Source organism: Kocuria himachalensis (genome assembly GCF_054784195.1).
Genome location: NZ_BAAGPL010000006.1, coordinates 61,709 through 81,378, shown reverse-complemented (window position 1 = coordinate 81,378; position 19,670 = coordinate 61,709). Strand labels below are relative to the sequence as shown.

The following is a 19,670-nucleotide window of genomic DNA, read 5'->3' as shown; positions in this document are numbered from 1 at the left end:
CCGGGGTGCCCGGCCGGCGGCGGGCGCCGGCTCGCCCGTGCCCCGGGCGAACCGGGGAGGCCGCGGCTGGGAGAATGGGGGAGCACGCATCAGTCGAGGAGAGGTTCGTTCCGTCATGCACATCGACGTTCTCCCGGGACCGGCCGGGCCAGGACTCCGCGCGGGAGCGGCGAGCGAGCTCCACGGACTCCTCGGGGAACTCGCCCTGCGCGGACTCGACGCCCGGCTCGTCGACCCGGAGACCGATCCGGTGCTCCCGGAGCTCGGGGGCGACCTCCCGGAGGCCGGGCCCGGGAACGGTGCTCCCGCACGGCGGCCCGAGGCGGAGGCGCTGCTGCTGGCCGGCCTGGGGTCGGACGCCCTCGTGGACGACTCCCAGCTCCGTCCCTGGCTCGACCAGGCGCGGACCGCCGCCGAGGCCGGCCGGCCCGTCGTCGTCGTCGGGCTTGGTCTCGACACCGGCCCCTTCCCCGAGGAGGCCGTGCGCCGACTGCTCTCGGTCGCCTCCCTCGTGGGGGTGCGGAACGAGGCGTCCCTGGCGGTGGCCCGCCGACTGTGCCCCGAGCACCCCGGCCTGCGCCTCGGCTGGGAGGACGCACTCCTTCTCCCGGGTCCCCCTGCCCCGGCACGCCCGCCCGCGCAGGGCGGGGTGACAGATCAGCGGCGGGAGCCGGAGAGACCGGCCGAGGAGCATCGGGCGCCGGACGGGGCGACCCGGCAGCGGCGGGAGCCGGAGAGACCGGCCGAGGAGCATCGGGCGCCGGACGGGGCGACCCGGCAGCGGCGGGAGCCGGAGGAACCGGCGGCGCCGCCGCGGGTCGTCGCCGTGGTGGGGCGGCCGGCCGGTCCCTTTCCGCCGGAGCAGGTCGCCCCGGTGCTCGCCGCTCTGCTGGATGCTCTGGTGCACCGAACGGGAGGGGCGGTCACGCTCCTGGCCTGCGGCGGCGCCTCGGCCGACGAGGAGTTCGCGGCGGACGTGGCCGCGCTGCTGCGGGAGGACGTCCGCCGGGTCATCACGGACCCCGGGGAGGCGGACCCCGCCGCGCTGCGGGCGGACTGGGTCCTGACCACGTGCGCCCGCGGCGCGGCCTTCGGCCTGGCGGTGCACGCCGTCGTGCTGCCCGTGGCCCCGGACAAGTATTCCCTGGACAGCATGAACGGCGTGCTGAGCCGGTGGGGGCTGGAGGACGGCGTCGTCCCTCTGGCAGCACTGCTCACCCCGGGGGACGTGGCGTGGGACACCCGTGCCGCCGTCCAGCAGTGGGCGACCGAGGCCGTGGAGCACCGGGGGGCCGTGCGCGCCGCGCTGGCGGACGCCGAGCCGGCCGTCCGGGAGGCCGCGGCCCGGTGGTGGGACGACGTGGCCGGGGCGCTCCGCGGACGGGAGCCGGAGGCCGCGCGGGGAACGGCGGCCGCGCCGCGCGGGGTCGGTGCTCCGGTGGTGCGTGCTCTCCGCCGCCGTTACACCGTTCCGGAGGTGCCGCCCGAGCGGCCCACCGTCGCCGTCGTGCTGCGGCACCGCGACGGCCCGGCGCGCCTCGGCCGCGCCGTCGACGACCTCCTGGCGCAGACGTTCACCGACTGGCGGCTGGTCGTCGTGAACGACGGCGGGGACGCCGCCGAGGTGGACGAGGCCCTGGCGTCACGGCGGGACGAGCTCGCGGGGCGCGTCACGGTCCTCCGCCACCGCAGAGCCCTCGGCCCCGCGGCGGCCGCCAACCGCGGGTTGCGGGCCGGGGAGTCGGAGCTCGTCCTCCTGCACCACGGGGCCGAGCCCTGGCCGCCCGCCCTCCTGCAGCGCGCCGTGGCCCATCTCGAGGACCCGCTCGTCACCGACGACGGGGTCGTGGTCTCGACCAGGGAGCGATCCGGGGCCGGCCAGGACGTCCCGCCCGGTCGGCCGGGTCGGGATCTCGTGCCGCCCGACCGGGAGGTGCTCACCCTCACCGACGTGCTGGACGGCGACCGCACCGCGGTCGACTCGCCGTTCCTGTACCGGCGGGCGGTGCACGGGGTGCTGGGCGACTACGACGAGACCCTCGACGCGGCGGAGGTCTGGGAGTTCACGCTCCGCTTCCTCGAGACGTTCACCGTGGGCCTGCTCCCCGCCCGCCCGCCCGCGCAGCGGGGCCGGACGGGCGGATCCTCCGCAGCGCGGGGCGAGCCGGCGGTCCGCGACCGCCACCTCAGGCAGTGGAGCGCGGAGCACGGGATCGGCCTGCCGCTCTACCTGCGTCGCGCGGCCGCAGAGGAGGCCGGCGCCCTGCACCGGCGGCTGGACGCCGCCGAGGAGCTGGCGCACGAGCTCCTGGACGTGGTCCACGCCCAGACCCGGCAGATCGAACGGCTCGAGCAGGTCGTGGCGGGAAAGGGGTTCGTCGCCTTCTGGCGGCGTGCGTGGCGGTCCCTCCGCGGCAGCTGAGCAACCCGGTCCGCAGGGCCGGTCGGCAGGTTGCTTCCCATTTTTCTCGTTGATGTGACATGCTTCACCCTTGGGCGCCGGGCCGGACGGACGAGGTCCGTCCGGAACGTGCCTTTCGCGCAGTGTCCGCAGCAGATGAGGAGTCGGGGCATGGGATGGCTTGATCGGCAGCACTCGGTGGCACCACCGGGATTCAACCGCTGGCTCATACCGCCGGCGGCCCTCGCGGTGCACCTGTGCATCGGTCAGGCCTACGCCACCAGCGTGTACAAGAACGCCCTGGTGACGCACTTCGACGCGAGCCTCACCCAGATCGGCATCATCTTCTCCATCGCGATCGTCATGCTGGGGCTGTCCGCCGCCGTCTTCGGCACGTGGGTGGACACCGGCGGGCCGCGCAAGGCGATGTTCACCGCGGCACTGCTGTGGTCCGGCGGATTTCTGGTGGGTGCCCTCGGCATCTTCACCGAGCAGCTCTGGCTCGTCTACCTGGGCTACGGGTTCATCGGCGGCATCGGCCTGGGCATCGGCTACATCTCACCCGTCTCCACGCTGATCAAGTGGTTCCCGGACCGCCCCGGCCTCGCCACGGGCATGGCGATCATGGGCTTCGGCGGCGGCGCGCTGATCGCCAGCCCCCTCTCCGCGGCCCTGCTCAACTTCTACGACCCGAACTCCGGCACCGAGGGCTGGGTGGCGAGCGGGGACGCCGTCGGCAAGCTGTTCCTGACCCTCGCGGTCGTCTACCTCGCCTACATGCTCTTCGGGGCGTTCACGATCAAGGTCCCCCCCGCGGACTGGAAGCCCGAGGGGTTCGACCCCTCGAAGGTCGAGTCGAAGGCCCTCGTCACCAAGAACCACGTCTCGGCCCGCAACGCGATCCGCACCCGCCAGTTCTGGCTGGTGTGGATCGTGCTGTTCTGCAACGTGACGGCCGGCATCGGCATCCTCGAGCAGGCCGCCCCCATGATCCAGGACTTCTTCCGCCAGGCGGACGGCGCCTCCCTCGTGACGGCGGCCGTGGCCGGCGGTTTCGTGGGCCTGCTGTCCATCGGCAACATGGGCGGGCGCTTCGTGTGGTCCACCACCTCGGACGTGCTGGGCCGCAAGCGCATCTACATGGTCTACCTCGGCGTCGGGGCGCTCCTCTACACCGTGCTGGCGCTGTTCGGCTCGTCCTCCACGCTGCTGTTCGTGCTGCTGGCCTTCGTCATCATCTCGTTCTACGGCGGCGGCTTCGCCACGGTGCCGGCCTATCTGCGGGACCTCTTCGGGACCTTCCAGGTGGGTGCCATCCACGGCCGCCTGCTGACGGCCTGGGCCGCCGCGGGCGTCGCGGGGCCCCTCATCGTGAACGCGTTCCTCGACGCCCAGGGCACCCCCGGGGAGCTCACGGCGCAGGCGTACCAGCCGGCGCTGCTGACCATGGTCGGACTGCTGGTCATCGGCTTCGTCGCCAATCTCCTGGTGAGGCCGGTGGACGCCAAGTACCACGAGCCCGAGCACCGCACCGCACCGTCCGACACCGAGCTCGCCGCGAAGGAGGCATGACATGAGCCGTGCACGACTGGCACTGGGCTGGGTCCTCGTCGGGGTCCCGCTCGCCTACGGAGTGACGATGACCCTCATGCGGGTGACCGCGCTGTTCGTCTGACCGGCGGACGGGACACGGGCGGGCCGGAACGGTCCGCCCGTGTCCGACCCCGGCGGCGTCCCGCCGGAGGAGCCGCAGGTCACCGGTCGTCGTGGCGTCCCTCCACGAAGAACACCGGGATCCGCAGCTCCGGGACCGTCTCCTGCAGGTTCACCTCGAGCAGCTCGGGCCACAGCAGCTCCATGGAGCAGATGACGTCCCGGAAGAAGTTGATCCGGGCGGCGTGCCGCGGTCAGGGTCGCGCAGTCGAACGACACGGCCTTCCGCTGTGAACTCGTGTCCGGGATCCGCTCCAGCCCCGCCGCCGCGCCGCGCAGCAGGGCCGCGCCCGCCGGCGTGCGCCCCCGGCAGGACACCCCTTCGCCGGTCCCGACGGGATCGGCTCCGACGGGTGTCATCTCAGCCGGCTCCTTGTGCGGCGCCGCCCCCGTGCCACTGCGGACGAGGACAGGCAGCGGTCGCGCGGGTCGGCCCGTTCCTCCCGCGGCGACGGGTCACGCCGGGCCGCGGTCGTCCCCGGGGGCGTCGTCGTCGGACCGCCTCCCGTGCCCGAGGAAGCCGCGCAGCAGCGCGGCCGTGCCCTCCAGGTGTGCGAGGGAGGCGGCCCGGGCGGCGGGGGCGTCGCCCGCCAGCACGGCGTCCGTGAGCTCGCGGTGCTGGCGGTCGGAGTGCTCGAGGTTGACCGCCAGCACGGGGATCCGGTCCAGCAGGTCGCTGGCCCGCGATCGCACCTCCGCGACGGCGCGGACCAGGCTGGGGCAGCCGCTCAGCTCGGCCACGGCGATGTGGAAGCGCGCGTCGGCGGGACGGTAGTCCTCCGGGAGGCTCTCCTCGACCTGCCGGAGGCACGCGAGCAGGTGCTCCCGGGCGGCCGCGCTGAGGGACGCCGCCGCGGCCAGCTCCGCCGCGGCGGGCTCGACGACGGCGCGGAACACGAGCACGTCCTCGACGTCCGCGGGGTCCGCCGGGGGGACCGTCTCGTCCGGCAGGGCGGTGCGACCGGTCACGAAGGTCCCGCCGTACCGGCCGCGCACCACCTCCAGGACCCCGGCGGACTGGAGCTCGTGCAGGGCCTCCCGCAGCGTGGCGCGGGAGATCCCCAGCATCGCCGCGGTCTCCCTCTCGGGCGGGAGCCGCTCGCCCCTGCGGAACAGACCGAGCCGGATCGAGTCGAGGATCCGCTCCACGGCCTCCTCGAAGGCGTTGCCCTGGCGCACGGGCCGGATGCGGGGGTGCTGGACGGGATCGCTCACGGTGGCGCTCCTCCCGGCCGGGACGACCGGCCGAGGTGCTAGTGGGTGAGATCGATGGCGACCACGCCCACCGCGATGATCAGGGCCGCGGAGACGAGGAAGCCCGCCGTGATGGCGATGAGGGCCCAGGAGCGAAGGGGGCCGGAGTGCTGCGAGCGGGGGCGGTCGGGGGCTGAGGGGCTGGTCTGGTTCATGCCCACCATTCTGCGGCATCCGTGCGACCGGCGACACCGCGACGCGGCCCCGTGCACAGCCCGGCGTCCCGCCACGGGGTCTTGACGGGGCGCGGGGCAGCCCACAGACTGTGACCACTCGCGCCAAACGTCTGTTTTCAGACCTTTGAGGAACTCCGGAGGGATCGTCCCATGCCCGAATCCCCAGCACAGCCCGCCCGCACCGACGAGTACTTCCAGCACCGCCAGCTCCGGTCCGGCGCCGCCGGCTGGGTCCTGCTCGCCGGCCTGGGCATCGCCTACGTCATCTCCGGGGACTTCTCCGGCTGGAACATCGGGCTCTCCGAGGGCGGATGGGGCGGGCTGCTCATCGCCTTCGTGCTCATGGGCCTCATGTACACCTGCATGGTCTTCGGCCTCGCCGAGCTCTCCTCCACCCTCCCCACGGCGGGCGCCGGCTACGGGTTCGCCCGCCGCGCCCTCGGCCCGCTCGGGGGCTTCGCCACCGGGATGGCCGTGCTCATCGAGTACGCCGTGGCCCCGGCGGCGATCGCCACGTTCATCGGCGGCTACATCGAGGCGCTGGGCCTGTTCGGCATCACCAACTCCTGGCCCGTGTACCTCGTGACCTACCTGGTGTTCATGGGCATCCACATGTACGGCGTGGGCGAGGCGCTCAAGCTGATGTTCGGGATCACCGTGATTGCGGTCCTCGCGCTGGGGGTGACCGTCGTCGCGCTCGTGCCGCACTTCGACGCCGCCAACCTCTTCGACATCGTCCCGAACGACGCCGCGGGGGCGAGCGCGTTCCTGCCCATGGGCTACGCCGGGGCGATGGCGGCCCTGGTCTACGGCATCTGGTTCTTCCTGGCGATCGAGGGCGTGCCGCTGGCCGCCGAGGAGACCGCCGACCCCCGCCGGGACATGCCGCGCGGGATCATCGTGGCCATGGCCTTCCTGCTGGTCTCCGGCGCGCTCATGCTGGTGCTGGTGCCCGGGGCGGCCGGCTCCGAGGCGATGAGCACCTCGGACAACCCGCTGCCGGAGGCCATCCGCACCGCGGCCGGGGCGGACAGCGTGACGGCGACCATCGTGAACTACGCCGGGCTGGCCGGGCTGGTCGCGAGCTTCTTCTCCATCATGTTCGCGTACTCCCGGCAGCTGTTCGCCCTCTCCCGGGCCGGGTACCTGCCCCGCTTCCTCTCGCTGACCGGCAAGCGCAAGACCCCGTGGGTGGCGCTCATCGTGCCGGGCACCATCGGCTTCGTGCTCGCGGCCGTGACCGGCGACGGCGGACTGCTCATCAACATCGCGGTCTTCGGCGCCACCGTCTCCTACGTGCTGCTGAACCTCTCCCACATCGTGCTCCGGCTGCGCGAGCCGGACCTCCCGCGCGGCTACCGCACCCCGGGCGGCGTGGTCACCACCGGCATCGCCCTGGTGCTGGCGCTCGTGGCCGTGGTCGCGACGTTCCTGGTCGACGTGCTCGCCGCGTCCATCACCGCCCTCGTGTTCGTGGTGTTCCTCGCCTACTACTGGTTCTACAGCCGGCACCGCCTCGTGGGCCACGCCCCCGAGGAGGAGTTCGCGCAGATCCGCTCCGCCGAGGCGGACCTGCACTGACTCCCCGCCCCGCCCGCCTCCCACCCCAGCCACCTCAGCGATCCCAGCGACGAAGGACCGGACCCATGACCGAGACTCCCCAGCACCCGCGCAACGACCGGATGCTCACCGTCGAGCAGCTGCGGCAGCACGTCGCCGACGGGCTCGTGGACACCGTGGTCCTGGCCTTCACCGACATGCAGGGCCGGCTCCAGGGCAAGCTCAACCACGCGCAGTTCTTCCTGGACTCGGTGCTCGACGAGGGTGCCGAGGGCTGCAACTACCTGCTGGCCGTGGACACGGAGATGAACACCGTGGGCGGGTACTCGATCAGCAGCTGGTCCTCGGGCTACGGGGACATGGAGTTCGCCATGGACCTCGACACGATCCGGCTGATGCCGCACAACCCCGGCCAGGTCATGATCCAGTGCGACCTCACCGGCCACGGCGGGCAGCCCATCCCGATGTCGCCGCGGTCGATGCTGCGCCGCCAGCTCGACCGCGCCCGGGACATGGGCTTCACCATGGTCACCGGCACCGAGCTGGAGTTCTGCGTGTACAACACCAGCTACGAGGACGCCTGGAACGCCGACTACCGGAACCTGGTCCCGGCCAACCAGTACAACGTGGACTACTCCGTGCTGGGCTCCCAGCGGGTCGAGCCGCTGCTGCGGGAGATCCGCAACGCCATGTACGCGGCCGGACTGACCGTGGAGTCGGCGAAGGGCGAGTGCAACCTGGGCCAGCACGAGATCGCGTTCCGCTACGACGAGGGCATGGTCACCGCGGACAACCACGTGGTCTACAAGCTGGCCTCGAAGCAGATCGCCCACCAGCAGGGGAAGTCCATCACCTTCATGGCCAAGCCCAACGAGCGCGAGGGCAGCTCCTGCCACATCCACATGTCCCTGCGCGGGCCCGAGGCGAACTGGTCTTCTGGGACCGCGAGCGGGACGCCCGGTCCCGCACCTACGAGCTCTTCATCGCCGGGGTGCTGCGCACCATGCGCGAGTTCACGCTGTTCTACGCCCCCACCATCAACTCGTACAAGCGCTTCGTGGAGGGCAGCTTCGCCCCCACCTCGGTGGCCTGGGGCGTGGACAACCGGTCGTGCGCCGTGCGGCTGGTGGGCAGCGGGCAGTCCGCCCGGATGGAGAACCGGCTCCCCGGCGGCGACGTGAACCCGTACCTGGCGCTGGCCGCGATGCTGGCCTCCGGGCTGCACGGCATCGAGCAGGAGCTCGAGCTGGAGCCGATGACCGAGGGCAACGCCTACGAGTCCGACGCCCCCGTGGTGCCCTCGACCATGCGCGAGGCCCGGGACCTGCTGGCCGGCTCGGAGCTCGCGGGGGAGCTGTTCGGCGAGGACGTCGTGGAGCACTACGTGCACTACGCCGACGTGGAGCTGGCGGCCTTCGAGGCCGCCGTCACCGACTGGGAGCTGCGCCGTGGCTTCGAGCGCCTCTGAGCCGGGCGGCACCGGGTACCGGCCGCGGATCGCCCTGACCACCTACTACCAGGAGGGGTCCTGGGGGGTCTGGAGCTCCGTGGCGGCGATCGTCCCGGGCGCCTACGTGGAGGCGGTCGCCGCCGCCGGGGGCACGCCCCTGCTGCTCCCCCCGGTGGGCACGGACCCGGGGGTGCTGGAGCTCGTGGACGGGCTGGTCGTCATCGGCGGCGTGGACGTGGACCCGCGGTTCTACGGCGCCGAACGGCACGAGCTGACCGCGTCCCAGCCCTCCCGGGACGAGCACGACCTCGCCCTGACCCGGGCGGCGCTGGAGCGCGGGGTGCCCCTGTTCGCGATCTGCCGCGGCGCCCAGATCCTCAACGTGGCGCTCGGCGGCACGCTGATCCAGCACCTGCCGGACGTCAACGAGAACGCCGCGCGCTACCAGCCCGGACCGGGCCGGTACGGGGAGGTCGAGTTCGCCACCGAGCCGGGCAGCCGCTGCCGCGAGCTGCTGGGCGAGACGGCGTGGTCCCCGTGCTACCACCACCAGGCCCTGGAGACGGTGGCCGAGGGGCTGGTGGTGACCGCCCGCGCCGCGGACGGGACGGTCGAGGCCGTCGAGACCACGGAGGGCGGCTGGACGCTCGGCGTGCAGTTCCACCCGGAGGAGAACCGGAAGGACTCCCGCCTCTTCGAGGGGTTCGTCCGCGTGGCGCACGGCTACGCCCGCGCCCAGCGGGACCGGCCCGGGGAGACCCGCCGGGCAGACCACGCTCTACAGCGAGAGGACACCCGCATCCCATGACCACCACGCAGATCATCGACCCCGCCACGGAGGAGGTCGTCGGCACCGTCGAGCTGACGTCCCGGGAGCAGACGGACGCGGCCATCGAGCGCGCCCGGCGGGCCTTCGAGACCTGGCGGACCGTCGCCCCCGCGGACCGCGCCCGGCTGCTGCGCCGCTTCGCCGACGCGGTGGACGCCGATCTCGAGCACCTCGCCCGCCTGGAGGTCCGCAACGCGGGGCACACCATCGGCAACGCCCGCTGGGAGGCGGGCAACGTCCGGGACGTGCTGACCTACTACTCCGGGGCGCCCGAGCGGCTCTCGGGGCAGCAGATCCCGGTCCCGGGCGGGGTCAACCTCACCTTCCACGAGCCGCTGGGCGTGGTGGGCGTGATCGTGCCCTGGAACTTCCCCATGCCGATCGCCGCGTGGGGCTTCGCCCCGGCGCTCGCCGCCGGCAACACGGTGGTGCTCAAACCGGCCGAGCTCACCCCCCTCACCGCCATCCGGCTCGGGGAGCTCGCGCTGGAGGCGGGGCTGCCCGAGGGCGTGCTCACGGTGCTGCCGGGCAAGGGCTCGGTGGTGGGGGAGCGCTTCGTGACCCACCCCGCCGTGCGCAAGGTCGTGTTCACCGGCTCCACGGCGGTGGGCCGGCGGATCATGGCCGGGTGCGCGGAGCAGGTCAAGCGCGTCACCCTGGAGCTCGGCGGGAAGAACTCCAACATCGTCTTCGCGGACTCGGACCTGGAGCAGGCCGCCGCGTCCGCCCCCGCCGGGGCTCTCGACAACGCGGGCCAGGACTGCTGCGCCCGGTCGCGGGTGCTCGTCCAGCGCTCCGTGCTGGAGAAGTTCCTGGAGCTGCTCGAGCCCGCCGTGCGGGACTTCGCCTGCGGGGACCCGTGGGACGAGGGCACGCAGATGGGACCCCTGGTCTCCGCCGCGCACCGGGACTCCGTGGCCGGTTTCCTCGACGACGACGCCCCGGTCGCCTTCCGCGGCACCGCCCCCGAGGGCCCCGGCTGGTGGTTCCCGCCGACGGTGCTCACCCCGTCCCCGGACTCCCGGGTGTTCCGGGAGGAGATCTTCGGCCCCGTGCTCGCCGTGGTGCCCTTCGAGGACGAGGCGGACGCCGTCCGGATCGCCAACGACACCGAGTACGGGCTCTCCGGGTCGATCTGGACCCGGGACGTCGGGCGGGCACTGCGGGTGTCCCGCGCCGTCGAGGTCGGGAACCTCTCCGTCAACTCGCACGCCTCGGTGCGCTACTGGACGCCTTTCGGCGGCTTCAAGCAGTCCGGCTTCGGCCGGGAGCTCGGCCCCGACGCCCCGCAGGCGTTCACCGAGACGAAGAACGTGTTCCTCGCCACCGACTGACGCCACCGGCCGCCCCCTGCACCACCACTCGTCCCGTCCCGGGGAAACCCCCACCACCGAACCCCCAGCATCGAAGGAGAACCCATGGAGGTCAACGCCCGCCGCCTGGTCGGCCGCAGCGCCGTCATCACGGGAGGGGCCAGCGGCATCGGCCTCGCCGCGGCCCGCCGCCTCGCCGCCGAGGGCGCGCACGTCGTCGTCGCGGACCTGAACCCCGCGGCCGGGGAGGCGGCCGCCGAGGAGGTCGGGGGGCTGTTCGTGCGCACCGACGTGGCGGACGAGGCGGACGTGATCGCGCTCTACGCGGCGACGTACGAGGCCTACGGATCGGTGGACATCGCCTTCAACAACGCCGGGATCAACCCCACCGACGACGGCTCGATCCTGGACACCGGCCTCGACGCGTGGCGGCGGGTGCAGGAGGTCAACCTCACCAGCGTCTTCCACTGCTGCAAGCACGCCATCCCGTACATGCGCGAGCAGGGGAAGGGCTCGATCGTCAACACCGCGTCCTTCGTGGCCGTCATGGGCGCGGCGACCTCCCAGATCTCCTACAGCGCCTCCAAGGGCGGGGTGCTGTCGATGAGCCGGGAGCTGGGCGTGCAGTTCGCCCGGGAGGGGATCCGGGTCAACGCGCTGTGCCCCGGTCCGGTCAACACCCCCCTGCTCCAGGACCTGTTCGCCGCGGACCCGGAGCAGGCCCAGCGCCGGCTCGTGCACGTGCCCGCCGGGCGGTTCGCGGAGCCGGAGGAGATCGCCGCGGCGGTCGCGTTCCTGGCCAGCGACGACGCCTCGTTCGTCAACGCCGCCACGTTCCTGGTGGACGGGGGGATCTCCGGGGCCTACGTCACCCCGGTGTGATCCTGCCGGAGACCGGGCGGCCACGCCGTGACGTGGCCGCCCGGTCTCGTCAGGACTCCTCGCCGTAGAGGGCGGCGACGTCCTCGGACCCGAGCCACCCGCTGTAGGTGGGCGACTGCGGCCAGCCGCTGGGGGAGTCCTGCCACTCCTCCTGGCGTCCCCAGGGCAGGAGATCGATGAGCGGGAAGGTGTGGCTGACCTGTTCGACGCCGCGCCCGCTGCTGTGCCAGGTGCGGTACACGGTGTCGCCGTCCCGGAAGAACACGTTCAGGGCGAAGCCGCCTCCCGGAGGCGCACCGACGTCGGCGCCGAACGGGCTGCCGGCGGTCGAGTACCAGGTCATGCGGTTGCCGACACGGCGGCGGTAGGCGAGGGCCTCGTCGATCGGGCCCTGGGTGACCACCACGAACCGAGCGTCGTAGTTGTCGAGGAAGTCCAGGCGGGTGAACTGGGAGGTGAAGCCCGTGCAGCCGCCGCACTGCCAGGTCTCGCCGGGGAACCACATGTGGTGGTAGGTGATGAGCTGCCGTCTGCCGGCGAAGACGTCGACGAGCCGCACCGGCCCGTCCTCGCCCTCGAGCGTGTAGTCCGGCAGCTCGACCATGGGCAGCCGGCGGCGCTGCGCCGCGATGGCGTCCAGCTCGCGGGTGGCGGCCTTCTCCCGGACGCGCAGCGCGTCGAGCTCCCGCTGCCAGGTGTCCTGATCGACGACGCGGGGCCGTCCTGCACTGGTCATGACGTGTCCTCCTGTGTCCGGCCTCGGACCGGCTGGTAGGCGGTGTAGGTGACTCCGGACCCGAACGATCGCGCGTCGAGCAGCCGGAGCCGGGGAATGACGTGCCCGTCGGGGAACAGCCGCCGGCCGCGGCCCTGGACGGCGGGGTGGGTGAACAGCCGGTACTCGTCGACGAGCCCGGCGGTGATGAGGGCGTGGGTCAGGGTGATGCTGCCGGTGCAGACGATGTCCTTGCCGGGTCTGTCCTTCAGGAGCCGCACCTGCTCGACGGGGTCGCCGGTCAGGACCGTCGAGTGCTGCCACTGCGGGTCCGTCATGGTCGAGGACACGACGTACTTCTGCACCTGGTCGAGATAGTCGGTGATCCCCGTCGTGTCGTGGGTCTGCAGCGGCCAGTAGCCGCGGAAGTCCTCGAAGGTCCGCCGGCCCAGGAGGCAGGCATCGGTGTCCTGACCCTGGCGGCGGGTCAGGGCCAGGTGGTCCGGATCCCCCGAGGGGTCGAACCAGTCGTCGAGCATCTCGACCGAGCCGTCGAGGGTGATGTTCTGGGTGATGACCAGAGCCCGCATGCCGGGTCTCCTCCGTCCGTGCTCAGCCGGTGCGCCGTCTTCAAGTGGACACCGTGAACAACTAGAGTGTGCACACCGTACACACCGGTCGGGAGGAGGGTCAAGGGTGCCACGGACCCGGGATTCCTATCACCACGGCGATCTGCGCAGGGCCTTGGTCGACGCCGGTCTCGTCGCGACGCGGGTGCGGGGGGCGACGGCTCTGGGGCTGCGCGAGGTCACGCGGCAGGTGGGCGTCTCGCCGAACGCCGCGTACCGGCACTTCGCCGATCGGCAGGCGCTCCTGACCGCGGTGGCGCAGGAGATCCAGGACAGGATGGCCGAGCAGATGCGCGCGCGGATGGCGGCCGCGGGGGAGGCCGACCCCCGGGACCGGGCACGGCTCCGGCTCCGCGGGGTGGGACTCGGCTACATCGCCTTCGCCGTGACCGAGCCCGGGTGGTTCGAGACGGCCTTCTTCGGAGCCCGCGGAGCGCCCGACGGCGTGCTCGACGACGCCCCCGGCCGCCGGCCGCCTCCGTTCGCGCTGCTCGTGGAGGCCCTCGACGGCATGGTCGTGGCGGGCGAGCTCTCCCCCGAGCGGCGGGAGGGCGCGGAGTGGGCCTGCTGGAGCACCGTGCACGGCTTCGCCGAGCTCGTCGTCCACGGCCCGCTGCGCGAGCAGCGCCCGGACCGGATCGACGGGTGGGCGGAGCGCGTCGTGGACGACATCATCTCCGGGATCGTCTGAGCCGTCGACCGGTTCCCCGGGGACTGCACCACCCCGGTGCGATCCCCAGGTCAGGCAGGCTCCCTCGGGCCTCCCAGGATCAGGAGGCGGCAGCGACCATGTCCCGCCGCAGCGCCGCCACGAACCCGTCCACGTCCTCCTCGGTGGTGTCCCACGAGCACATCAGGCGGACCTCGCCGACGGCCGGGTCCCACACGTAGAAGGGCCAGCGTTCCTGCAGCCGGGCCGTGGTCCCGGCCGGGAGCACCGCGAAGACCGCGTTGGCCTCGGGGGTCTGCGTCACGCGGGCGCCGGGGACCTCCGCGATCCCGGCCGCCAGCCGCCGGGCCATGGCGTTGGCCCGGCGGGCCGCCTCGAGCCACAGGTCACCGGTGTGCAGGGCCAGCAGCTGCGCGGACACGAAGCGCATCTTCGAGGCCAGCTGGGTCGAGAGCTTGCGCACGAACCGGGGCTGGCGCACGGCGTCCGGGGTGAGCACCACGACCGCCTCCGCGCCCATCAGCCCGTTCTTCGTCCCGCCCCACGAGACCACGTCCACGCCCGCGTCGGTGGTCAGGGCCCGCAGCGGGACGTCCAGGGCCGCGGCGGCGTTGGCGAGCCGGGCGCCGTCCAGGTGGACCGTCAGGCCCAGTCCGTGCGCGTGCTCGCAGACCGCGCGCAGCTCCTCGGGCGTGTAGACCGTGCCGAGCTCCGTGGACTGGGTGACGGTGACGACGCGCGGCTGGGCGTGGTGCTCAAAGCCGAAGCCGTGCGCCTCCCGGTCGATCAGCTCGGGGGTCAGCTTTCCGTCCGGCGTGGGCACGGCCAGCATCTTCACGCCCGCGACCTTCTCGGGGGCCCCGCACTCGTCCACGTGCGCGTGGGCCGTGGCCGTGCAGATCGCCGCGTCCCAGCGGTCGGTCATCGCCGCGAGCGCGACGACGTTCGCCCCGGTGCCGTTGAACAGGGGGTAGCACTCCGCCTGCTCCCCGAAGTGCCGGCGGACCACGTCCTGGAGCGCCTCGGTGTAGGGGTCCGCGCCGTAGGCGCCCACGTGGCCGCCGTTGGCGGTCGCGAGGGCCTGGAGCACCTCGGGGTGGACGCCGGCGTGGTTGTCGCTGGCGAAGCCCTTCCGGGCGGGGTCGTGCAGGCGGGACAGGACGGAGTCGGTCACGGAGGGCCCTTCCGGTGGGACGACGGTGTGCTGGGCGGCACTCGCACTCTACTCGCGCCCCCGTGCGCCTCGCCGGGGCCACGGCGGACCAGGGCGGCCACGGCGCCCCAGGGCGAGCTGTTCAGGGCTCCACCCCGGGCCGACGCGGCGCTCGGTAGGGTCGGGGCATGCGCATCGTCCGGGCCGCCGCCGCGGTGGTCGTCGGGGAGGACGGCCGGCTGCTGCTGATCCGCCGGGGCAGGGAGCCCCAGCGCGGGCGCTGGAGCGTGCCGGGCGGCCGGGTGGAGCCCGGCGAGACCGTGGCCGAGGCCGCCGTCCGGGAGGCCTTCGAGGAGACCGGGGCCCGGGTGCGCGCGGAGCGCGAGCTGGGGGTGGTGCGCGTTCCCGCCGGTCCGGACCTCGAGTACGAGGTGCACGACGTCGCGGCCACTTTCCTCGGCGGAACGCTGCGCCCCGGCGACGACGCCGACGCCGTGCGCTGGGTGACCCCTGAGGAGCTGCCGGGGCTCGAGACCACCGACGGCCTGCTGGAGCACCTGGCACGGTTCGGGATCCACCCGGCCTGAGCCCCCCCGGACCCGTCCGGGCCGGACCCTCGAGTCCGTCCGGGCAGGATCGCCCTGCGCCGCGCCCGGCCGCGCCCTGCCCCGCCCGCGCCGGACCGGGGACCCTTCCCGCCCGGATCCCCGTCCGGGCCCGGAGCGCGTGCTTGGATAGGGGCATGGCACAGACGCGGGGTTTCTACGTCGACACCGTGGAGCGCACGACCACGGCGGACCAGCACGCCGTGTGGGCGGTCGTCGAGGGCATCGGCGGTGAGCGCGGCTGGTACAGCACCGACCGCGTCTGGGCCGCCCGCGCCACGGCCAACCGCCTGGGCCTCCCGCCCGGGCGGCTGCGCCACCGCGAGGACCCGGACCACCTGTCGGCCGGGGAACGCCTGGACTGGTGGACGGTCGAGGCCATCGAGCCGCCGCGGCGGCTCAGGCTGCGGTCCGTCGTGCGGATGCCGGGGGACGCCTGGCTGGACATCTGCCTGGAACCGGGGCCGGGCGGCACGCTCGTCTACCGCCAGACCACGGTGTTCCGCCCGGCGGGCGCGGCCGGCCGCGCCTACTGGTACGCCATGCTCGCCCCGCACAAGGCCGTCCTCGGCCGGCTCGCCACGGACATCCTGCGGCAGGCGGGCGGATAGGGCTCTTCCGCCCCGGCCGCTCCCGCCGTAGCGTGGACTCACCGGCCACCGTGACGCCCGGTGGACACGGCCGGCGGCCGAGGGAGTGCCTCGGCACCGCTGCCGGGCGGAGCCTCCAGGAGAGTGCCGCCATGACCGCCGACGCCCCGTCCGTCCCCGATTCCCGCGCCCTGGCCGACGAGGCCGTCGCCCTGGTCCGCGAGTGGCTCGTGCGCGCCGCCGAGGGCCGCCGGCGCCGCGGCGGCGCCGCCGACCGGCTCGCCACCGTCCTGCAGGACCCCCACGGGCTCGAGTTCACCGTCGGCTTCGTGGACCGGGTGGTGCGCACCGAGGACGTGCGGGCCGCCGGGCGGGCCCTCCACGCGCTCGCCGAGATCGTGCCCCGCACCATGCCCGCGGCGGACCGCGCCCAGATCCGGCTCGGGGCCGCCCTCTCCGCCTCGGCGCCCCAGGTGGTCGTCCCCGCCGCCCGGACCAGGCTCCGCCAGCTCGTGGGCCACATGATCGTCGACGCCCGCCCCAAGCCGTTCGGGCAGGCCGTGAAGCGGCTGACGGCCCAGGGCCACCGGCTCAACATCAACCTGCTGGGCGAGGAGGTCCTCGGCCGGGAGGAGGCGGACAAGCACCTCGCCGACGCCGCGGCGCTGCTGGACCGGGAGGACGTCGACTACGTGTCCGTCAAGGTGTCCTCCGTGGTCCCGCAGCTGTCCCACTGGGGCTTCGAGGGGACCGTGGCGAAGGTCGTCGAGCGGCTGCTGCCGGTCTACCGGGCCGCGGCCGAGGCCCCTGCCGGGAGCAAGTTCATCAACCTCGACATGGAGGTCTACTCCGACCTGCACCTGACCACCGAGGTGTTCACCCGCGTCCTGGAGCACCCGGAGCTGCGGGGCCTCGAGGCGGGGATCGTGGTCCAGGCCTATCTGCCGGACGCGCTCGCGGTGGTCCGGCGCCTCTCGGTGTGGTCCGCGGCGCGGGTCGAGGCCGGCGGCGCGGGGATCAAGGTGCGGCTCGTGAAGGGCGCGAACCTCCCCATGGAGCGCGTGGACGCCGAGCTGCACGGCTGGCCCCTGGCCACGTGGAGCAGCAAGCAGGAGACCGACACCAACTACAAGCGGGTCCTCGACTGGCTGTTCGTGCCCGGGCGGATGACGGGGCTGCGGCTGGGGGTCGCCGGGCACAACCTCTTCGACATCGCCTTCGCCCACCTGCTCGCCGAGCGCCGCGGCGTGACGGACCGGATCGAGTTCGAGATGCTCCAGGGCATGGCGGTCGAGCAGGCGCGGGCCGTGAGCGCCGACGTCGGGCAGCTGCTGCTCTACGTGCCCGCCGTGCGACCCGCCGAGTTCGACGTGGCCGTGTCCTACCTCGTGCGCCGGCTCGAGGAGAACGCCTCGCACGAGAACTTCATGTCGGGGATCTTCGAACTGGCCCCGGACAACGACGTCTTCGCGCGGGAGGAGCAGCGCTTCCGCGCCGCCCTCGAGGCGCTGGAGCCGCGGGCCGACGCCGCCCCGTCCCCCGCCCGGGTCCAGGACCGCACCGCCCCCGACGCCGGGTCCGCGCACCTGCCGCTGGAGGAGCCGTTCCGCAACGAGCCGGACACCGACGTCTCCGTGCCCGCGAACCAGGCCTGGGCCGACCGGATCGCGGCCCGGATCACGGACCGGCAGTGGTACGAGGCCCTGCCCGTGCCCGATCCCGTCGACGCGGAGGACGTCGAGCGGCTCGTGCGCACGGGACGGGACGCCGCCGAGGGGTGGCACGCCCGCGGCGCCCGCGAGCGCGCGGAGATCCTCAACCGGGCGGCCGACGTCCTGGCCGCCCGCCGGGGGCACCTGCTGGCCGTGGCCGGCGCGGAGGCGGGCAAGACCCTGGGCCAGACGGACCCGGAGGTCTCGGAGGCGATCGACTTCTGCCGCTGGTACGCCCGCCGCGCCCTCGAGCTCGAGACGGTGGACGGCGCCCGGTTCGTCCCGGACCGGCTCGTGCTGGTCACCCCGCCGTGGAACTTCCCGCTGGCGATCCCCACCGGCTCCACGGTCGCGGCCCTGGCCGCCGGCGCCGCCGTGCTGCACAAGCCCGCCCCGGAGGTCCGGCGCTGCTCGACCGCCGTGGTCGAGGCCCTGTGGGAGGCCGGCGTGCCGCAGGACGTGCTCCAGCTCGTCGACTCCGTCGAGGGGGAGGTGGGGCAGGCCCTCGTCTCCCACCCCGGGGTGGACCGGATCGTCCTCACCGGCGCCTACGAGACGGCCCGGCTCTTCCAGTCCTGGCGGGCGGGCCGGCCGATGACCGCGGAGACCTCGGGCAAGAACGCCCTGGTCATCACCCCCAGCGCGGACCGGGACCGGGCCGTGTGGGACCTCGTGACCAGCGCGTTCGGCCACGCCGGGCAGAAGTGCTCGGCGGCGTCCCTCGGCATCCTGGTGGGCAGCGTGGCGGGATCCGGGCGGTTCCGCCGGCAGCTGCTCGACGCCGCGTCCTCGATGGTCGTGGACTGGCCGCAGAACCTGCAGGCCTCGGTGGGCCCGGTCATCTCCGAACCCGGCGAGAAGCTGCACCGGGCCCTGACCCGCCTCGACCCGGGGGAGCAGTGGCTGCTCGAGCCGCGGCAGCTCGACGACACCGGGCGGCTGTGGCGGCCCGGGATCAGGACGGGGGTGGCCCCGGGCTCCTTCTTCCACCGCACCGAGTGCTTCGGCCCCGTCCTGGGGCTGATGGAGGCCACGGACCTGCAGGAGGCGATCGAGCTGCAGAACGCGGTCGAGTACGGTCTCACCGCCGGGCTGCACTCCCTGGACCCCGACGAGGTCAGCACGTGGCTGGAGCTCGTCGCGGCCGGCAACCTCTACGTCAACCGCGGCATCACCGGGGCGATCGTCCAGCGCCAGCCCTTCGGTGGCTGGAAGCGGTCCTCGGTGGGCCTGGGCGCCAAGGCCGGCGGCCCGAACTACCTGGTCCAGCTCGGCTCGTGGCAGAAGGCCCCGTTCGAGGAGACCCCGTCCGAGGAGGCCCCGTCCGAGGGGGACTCCTCCGAGGAGACCGGCGCCGAGCCCTCCGAGTCCGTCGCCCACCACCTCGCCGAGCTCCGTCCCCTCGTGCCCGCGCCGGACGCCGCCTGGCTGACGGCCTGCGCCGAGCAGGACCAGGTCTGGTGGGACCGGGAGTTCGGCCGCGCCCACGACCCCACCGGCCTGCAGTCCGAGGCCAACCTGTTCCGCTACCGCCCGCGCGACGTCGTCGTGCGCGCCGCCGAGGACGCCCCGCTCACGGACGTGATCCGGGTGGGGCTCGCCGCGGTGCGCTCCGGCGCGCGCGCGGTCCTCGCCCCCGCCGAGGAGATGCCCGCGGAGGTGCAGGGACTGTTCCGCTCCGTGCTGGACCCCTGCGGCGACGAGGCGTTCGCCCGGGTCGCCGCGGACTGGTCCGACCCGAGCGGGGCCGGACGGATCCGGGTGGTGGGCACTGCGCCCGGCCTCGCCGAGGCGCTCGCGGAGCGGCCCGAGGTCGCGCTGCTCGCCGACCCGGTGGTCGGCGCCTCGCGCGTGGAGATGCTCCCGTTCCTGGCGGAGCAGGCCGTGTCCGTCACGATGCACCGGTTCGGCAACCCCTCGACGGACGCCGAGACGGTGGTGCACCGGCTGATCGCGTCTTCGCCGGGCCTGGGCACGCCGGCGCCGGTAGCCGAAATGTAGGCGTCGCCCCTGGTGGG

16 protein-coding genes and 1 pseudogene are annotated in these 19,670 nt (G+C 73.7%); 12 read left to right on the top strand and 5 right to left on the bottom strand.

Annotated elements, in window-relative coordinates; translation table 11 throughout:
* Positions 1-115 precede the first annotated feature (115 nt).
* The 3 genes from ACYVM4_RS04810 to ACYVM4_RS04800 all read left to right on the top strand — a co-directional run bounded on the left by ACYVM4_RS04810 (position 116) and on the right by ACYVM4_RS04800 (position 4,076).
* Positions 116-2,422: a glycosyltransferase gene (locus ACYVM4_RS04810; RefSeq protein WP_460667805.1), complete on the top strand. Its 2,307-nt coding sequence runs from the start codon at positions 116-118 to the stop codon at positions 2,420-2,422.
* Between the two features lie 150 nt (positions 2,423-2,572).
* Positions 2,573-3,973 (top strand): OFA family MFS transporter, encoded by a 1,401-nt coding sequence (locus ACYVM4_RS04805; RefSeq protein WP_368822391.1) that lies wholly within the window; start codon positions 2,573-2,575, stop codon positions 3,971-3,973.
* A 1-nt stretch (position 3,974) separates the two neighbouring features.
* Positions 3,975-4,076 carry an MFS transporter small subunit gene (locus ACYVM4_RS04800; protein ID WP_438612837.1) on the top strand — a complete coding sequence of 34 codons (102 nt, stop codon included), beginning with the start codon at positions 3,975-3,977 and terminating at the stop codon, positions 4,074-4,076.
* 494 nt (positions 4,077-4,570) lie between these two features.
* Here ACYVM4_RS04800 and ACYVM4_RS04795 read toward each other — a convergent pair whose 3' ends face one another.
* The gene (locus ACYVM4_RS04795) at positions 4,571-5,329 is read right to left on the bottom strand and encodes a FadR/GntR family transcriptional regulator (protein WP_368822392.1); all 759 of its coding nucleotides are present in this window, start codon (positions 5,327-5,329) and stop codon (positions 4,571-4,573) included.
* A gap of 38 nt (positions 5,330-5,367) precedes the next feature.
* Positions 5,368-5,523 (bottom strand): hypothetical protein, encoded by a 156-nt coding sequence (locus ACYVM4_RS04790; RefSeq protein WP_460667804.1) that lies wholly within the window; start codon positions 5,521-5,523, stop codon positions 5,368-5,370.
* Between the two features lie 171 nt (positions 5,524-5,694).
* Between ACYVM4_RS04790 and eat the strand changes: the two genes are divergently transcribed.
* The 5 genes and pseudogenes from eat to ACYVM4_RS04765 all read left to right on the top strand — a co-directional run bounded on the left by eat (position 5,695) and on the right by ACYVM4_RS04765 (position 11,578).
* Positions 5,695-7,125, top strand: a complete 1,431-nt coding sequence (gene eat / locus ACYVM4_RS04785; protein WP_460667803.1) for an ethanolamine permease — start codon at positions 5,695-5,697, stop codon at positions 7,123-7,125.
* A 65-nt stretch (positions 7,126-7,190) separates the two neighbouring features.
* Positions 7,191-8,572: pseudogene (locus tag ACYVM4_RS04780) on the top strand (glutamine synthetase family protein).
* Positions 8,553-9,362 (top strand): gamma-glutamyl-gamma-aminobutyrate hydrolase family protein, encoded by an 810-nt coding sequence (locus ACYVM4_RS04775; RefSeq protein WP_460667802.1) that lies wholly within the window; start codon positions 8,553-8,555, stop codon positions 9,360-9,362. The pseudogene ACYVM4_RS04780 and the gene ACYVM4_RS04775 overlap by 20 nt, the downstream one beginning before the upstream one ends.
* Entirely contained in the window at positions 9,359-10,717 is a 1,359-nt protein-coding gene (locus tag ACYVM4_RS04770; protein WP_460667801.1) for an aldehyde dehydrogenase family protein, read from the top strand. The genes ACYVM4_RS04775 and ACYVM4_RS04770 overlap by 4 nt, the downstream gene beginning before the upstream one ends.
* Before the next feature lie 84 nt (positions 10,718-10,801).
* Positions 10,802-11,578, top strand: coding sequence for a 3-oxoacyl-ACP reductase (locus ACYVM4_RS04765; protein WP_368822399.1), 777 nt, complete (start codon positions 10,802-10,804; stop codon positions 11,576-11,578).
* Between the two features lie 49 nt (positions 11,579-11,627).
* On the opposite strand, the gene ACYVM4_RS04760 is transcribed toward ACYVM4_RS04765, so the two are convergent.
* Both ACYVM4_RS04760 and ACYVM4_RS04755 read right to left on the bottom strand, forming a co-directional pair.
* A complete protein-coding gene (locus tag ACYVM4_RS04760; RefSeq protein WP_460667800.1) occupies positions 11,628-12,314 on the bottom strand; it encodes a DUF899 domain-containing protein in 687 nt (228 codons plus the stop codon).
* Positions 12,311-12,883, bottom strand: coding sequence for a dihydrofolate reductase family protein (locus tag ACYVM4_RS04755; protein WP_460667799.1), 573 nt, complete (start codon positions 12,881-12,883; stop codon positions 12,311-12,313). Before ACYVM4_RS04755 ends, ACYVM4_RS04760 begins: the two co-directional genes overlap by 4 nt.
* 106 nt (positions 12,884-12,989) lie before the next feature.
* Between ACYVM4_RS04755 and ACYVM4_RS04750 the strand changes: the two genes are divergently transcribed.
* Positions 12,990-13,613, top strand: a complete 624-nt coding sequence (locus tag ACYVM4_RS04750) for a TetR/AcrR family transcriptional regulator (protein ID WP_460667798.1) — start codon at positions 12,990-12,992, stop codon at positions 13,611-13,613.
* 79 nt (positions 13,614-13,692) lie between these two features.
* Here ACYVM4_RS04750 and ACYVM4_RS04745 read toward each other — a convergent pair whose 3' ends face one another.
* Positions 13,693-14,766, bottom strand: a complete 1,074-nt coding sequence (locus ACYVM4_RS04745; protein WP_368822405.1) for a threonine aldolase family protein — start codon at positions 14,764-14,766, stop codon at positions 13,693-13,695.
* A gap of 167 nt (positions 14,767-14,933) precedes the next feature.
* Between ACYVM4_RS04745 and ACYVM4_RS04740 the strand changes: the two genes are divergently transcribed.
* From ACYVM4_RS04740 to ACYVM4_RS04730, 3 genes are all read left to right on the top strand, one after another.
* Positions 14,934-15,332, top strand: a complete 399-nt coding sequence (locus ACYVM4_RS04740) for an NUDIX hydrolase (protein WP_368822407.1) — start codon at positions 14,934-14,936, stop codon at positions 15,330-15,332.
* A gap of 155 nt (positions 15,333-15,487) precedes the next feature.
* Complete coding sequence (locus tag ACYVM4_RS04735; RefSeq protein ID WP_368822408.1) at positions 15,488-15,961, top strand: DUF2867 domain-containing protein; 474 nt, start codon at positions 15,488-15,490, stop codon at positions 15,959-15,961.
* A gap of 131 nt (positions 15,962-16,092) precedes the next feature.
* Positions 16,093-19,653: a proline dehydrogenase family protein gene (locus ACYVM4_RS04730; RefSeq protein WP_460667797.1), complete on the top strand. Its 3,561-nt coding sequence runs from the start codon at positions 16,093-16,095 to the stop codon at positions 19,651-19,653.
* The last annotated feature ends 17 nt before the right edge of the window (positions 19,654-19,670 follow it).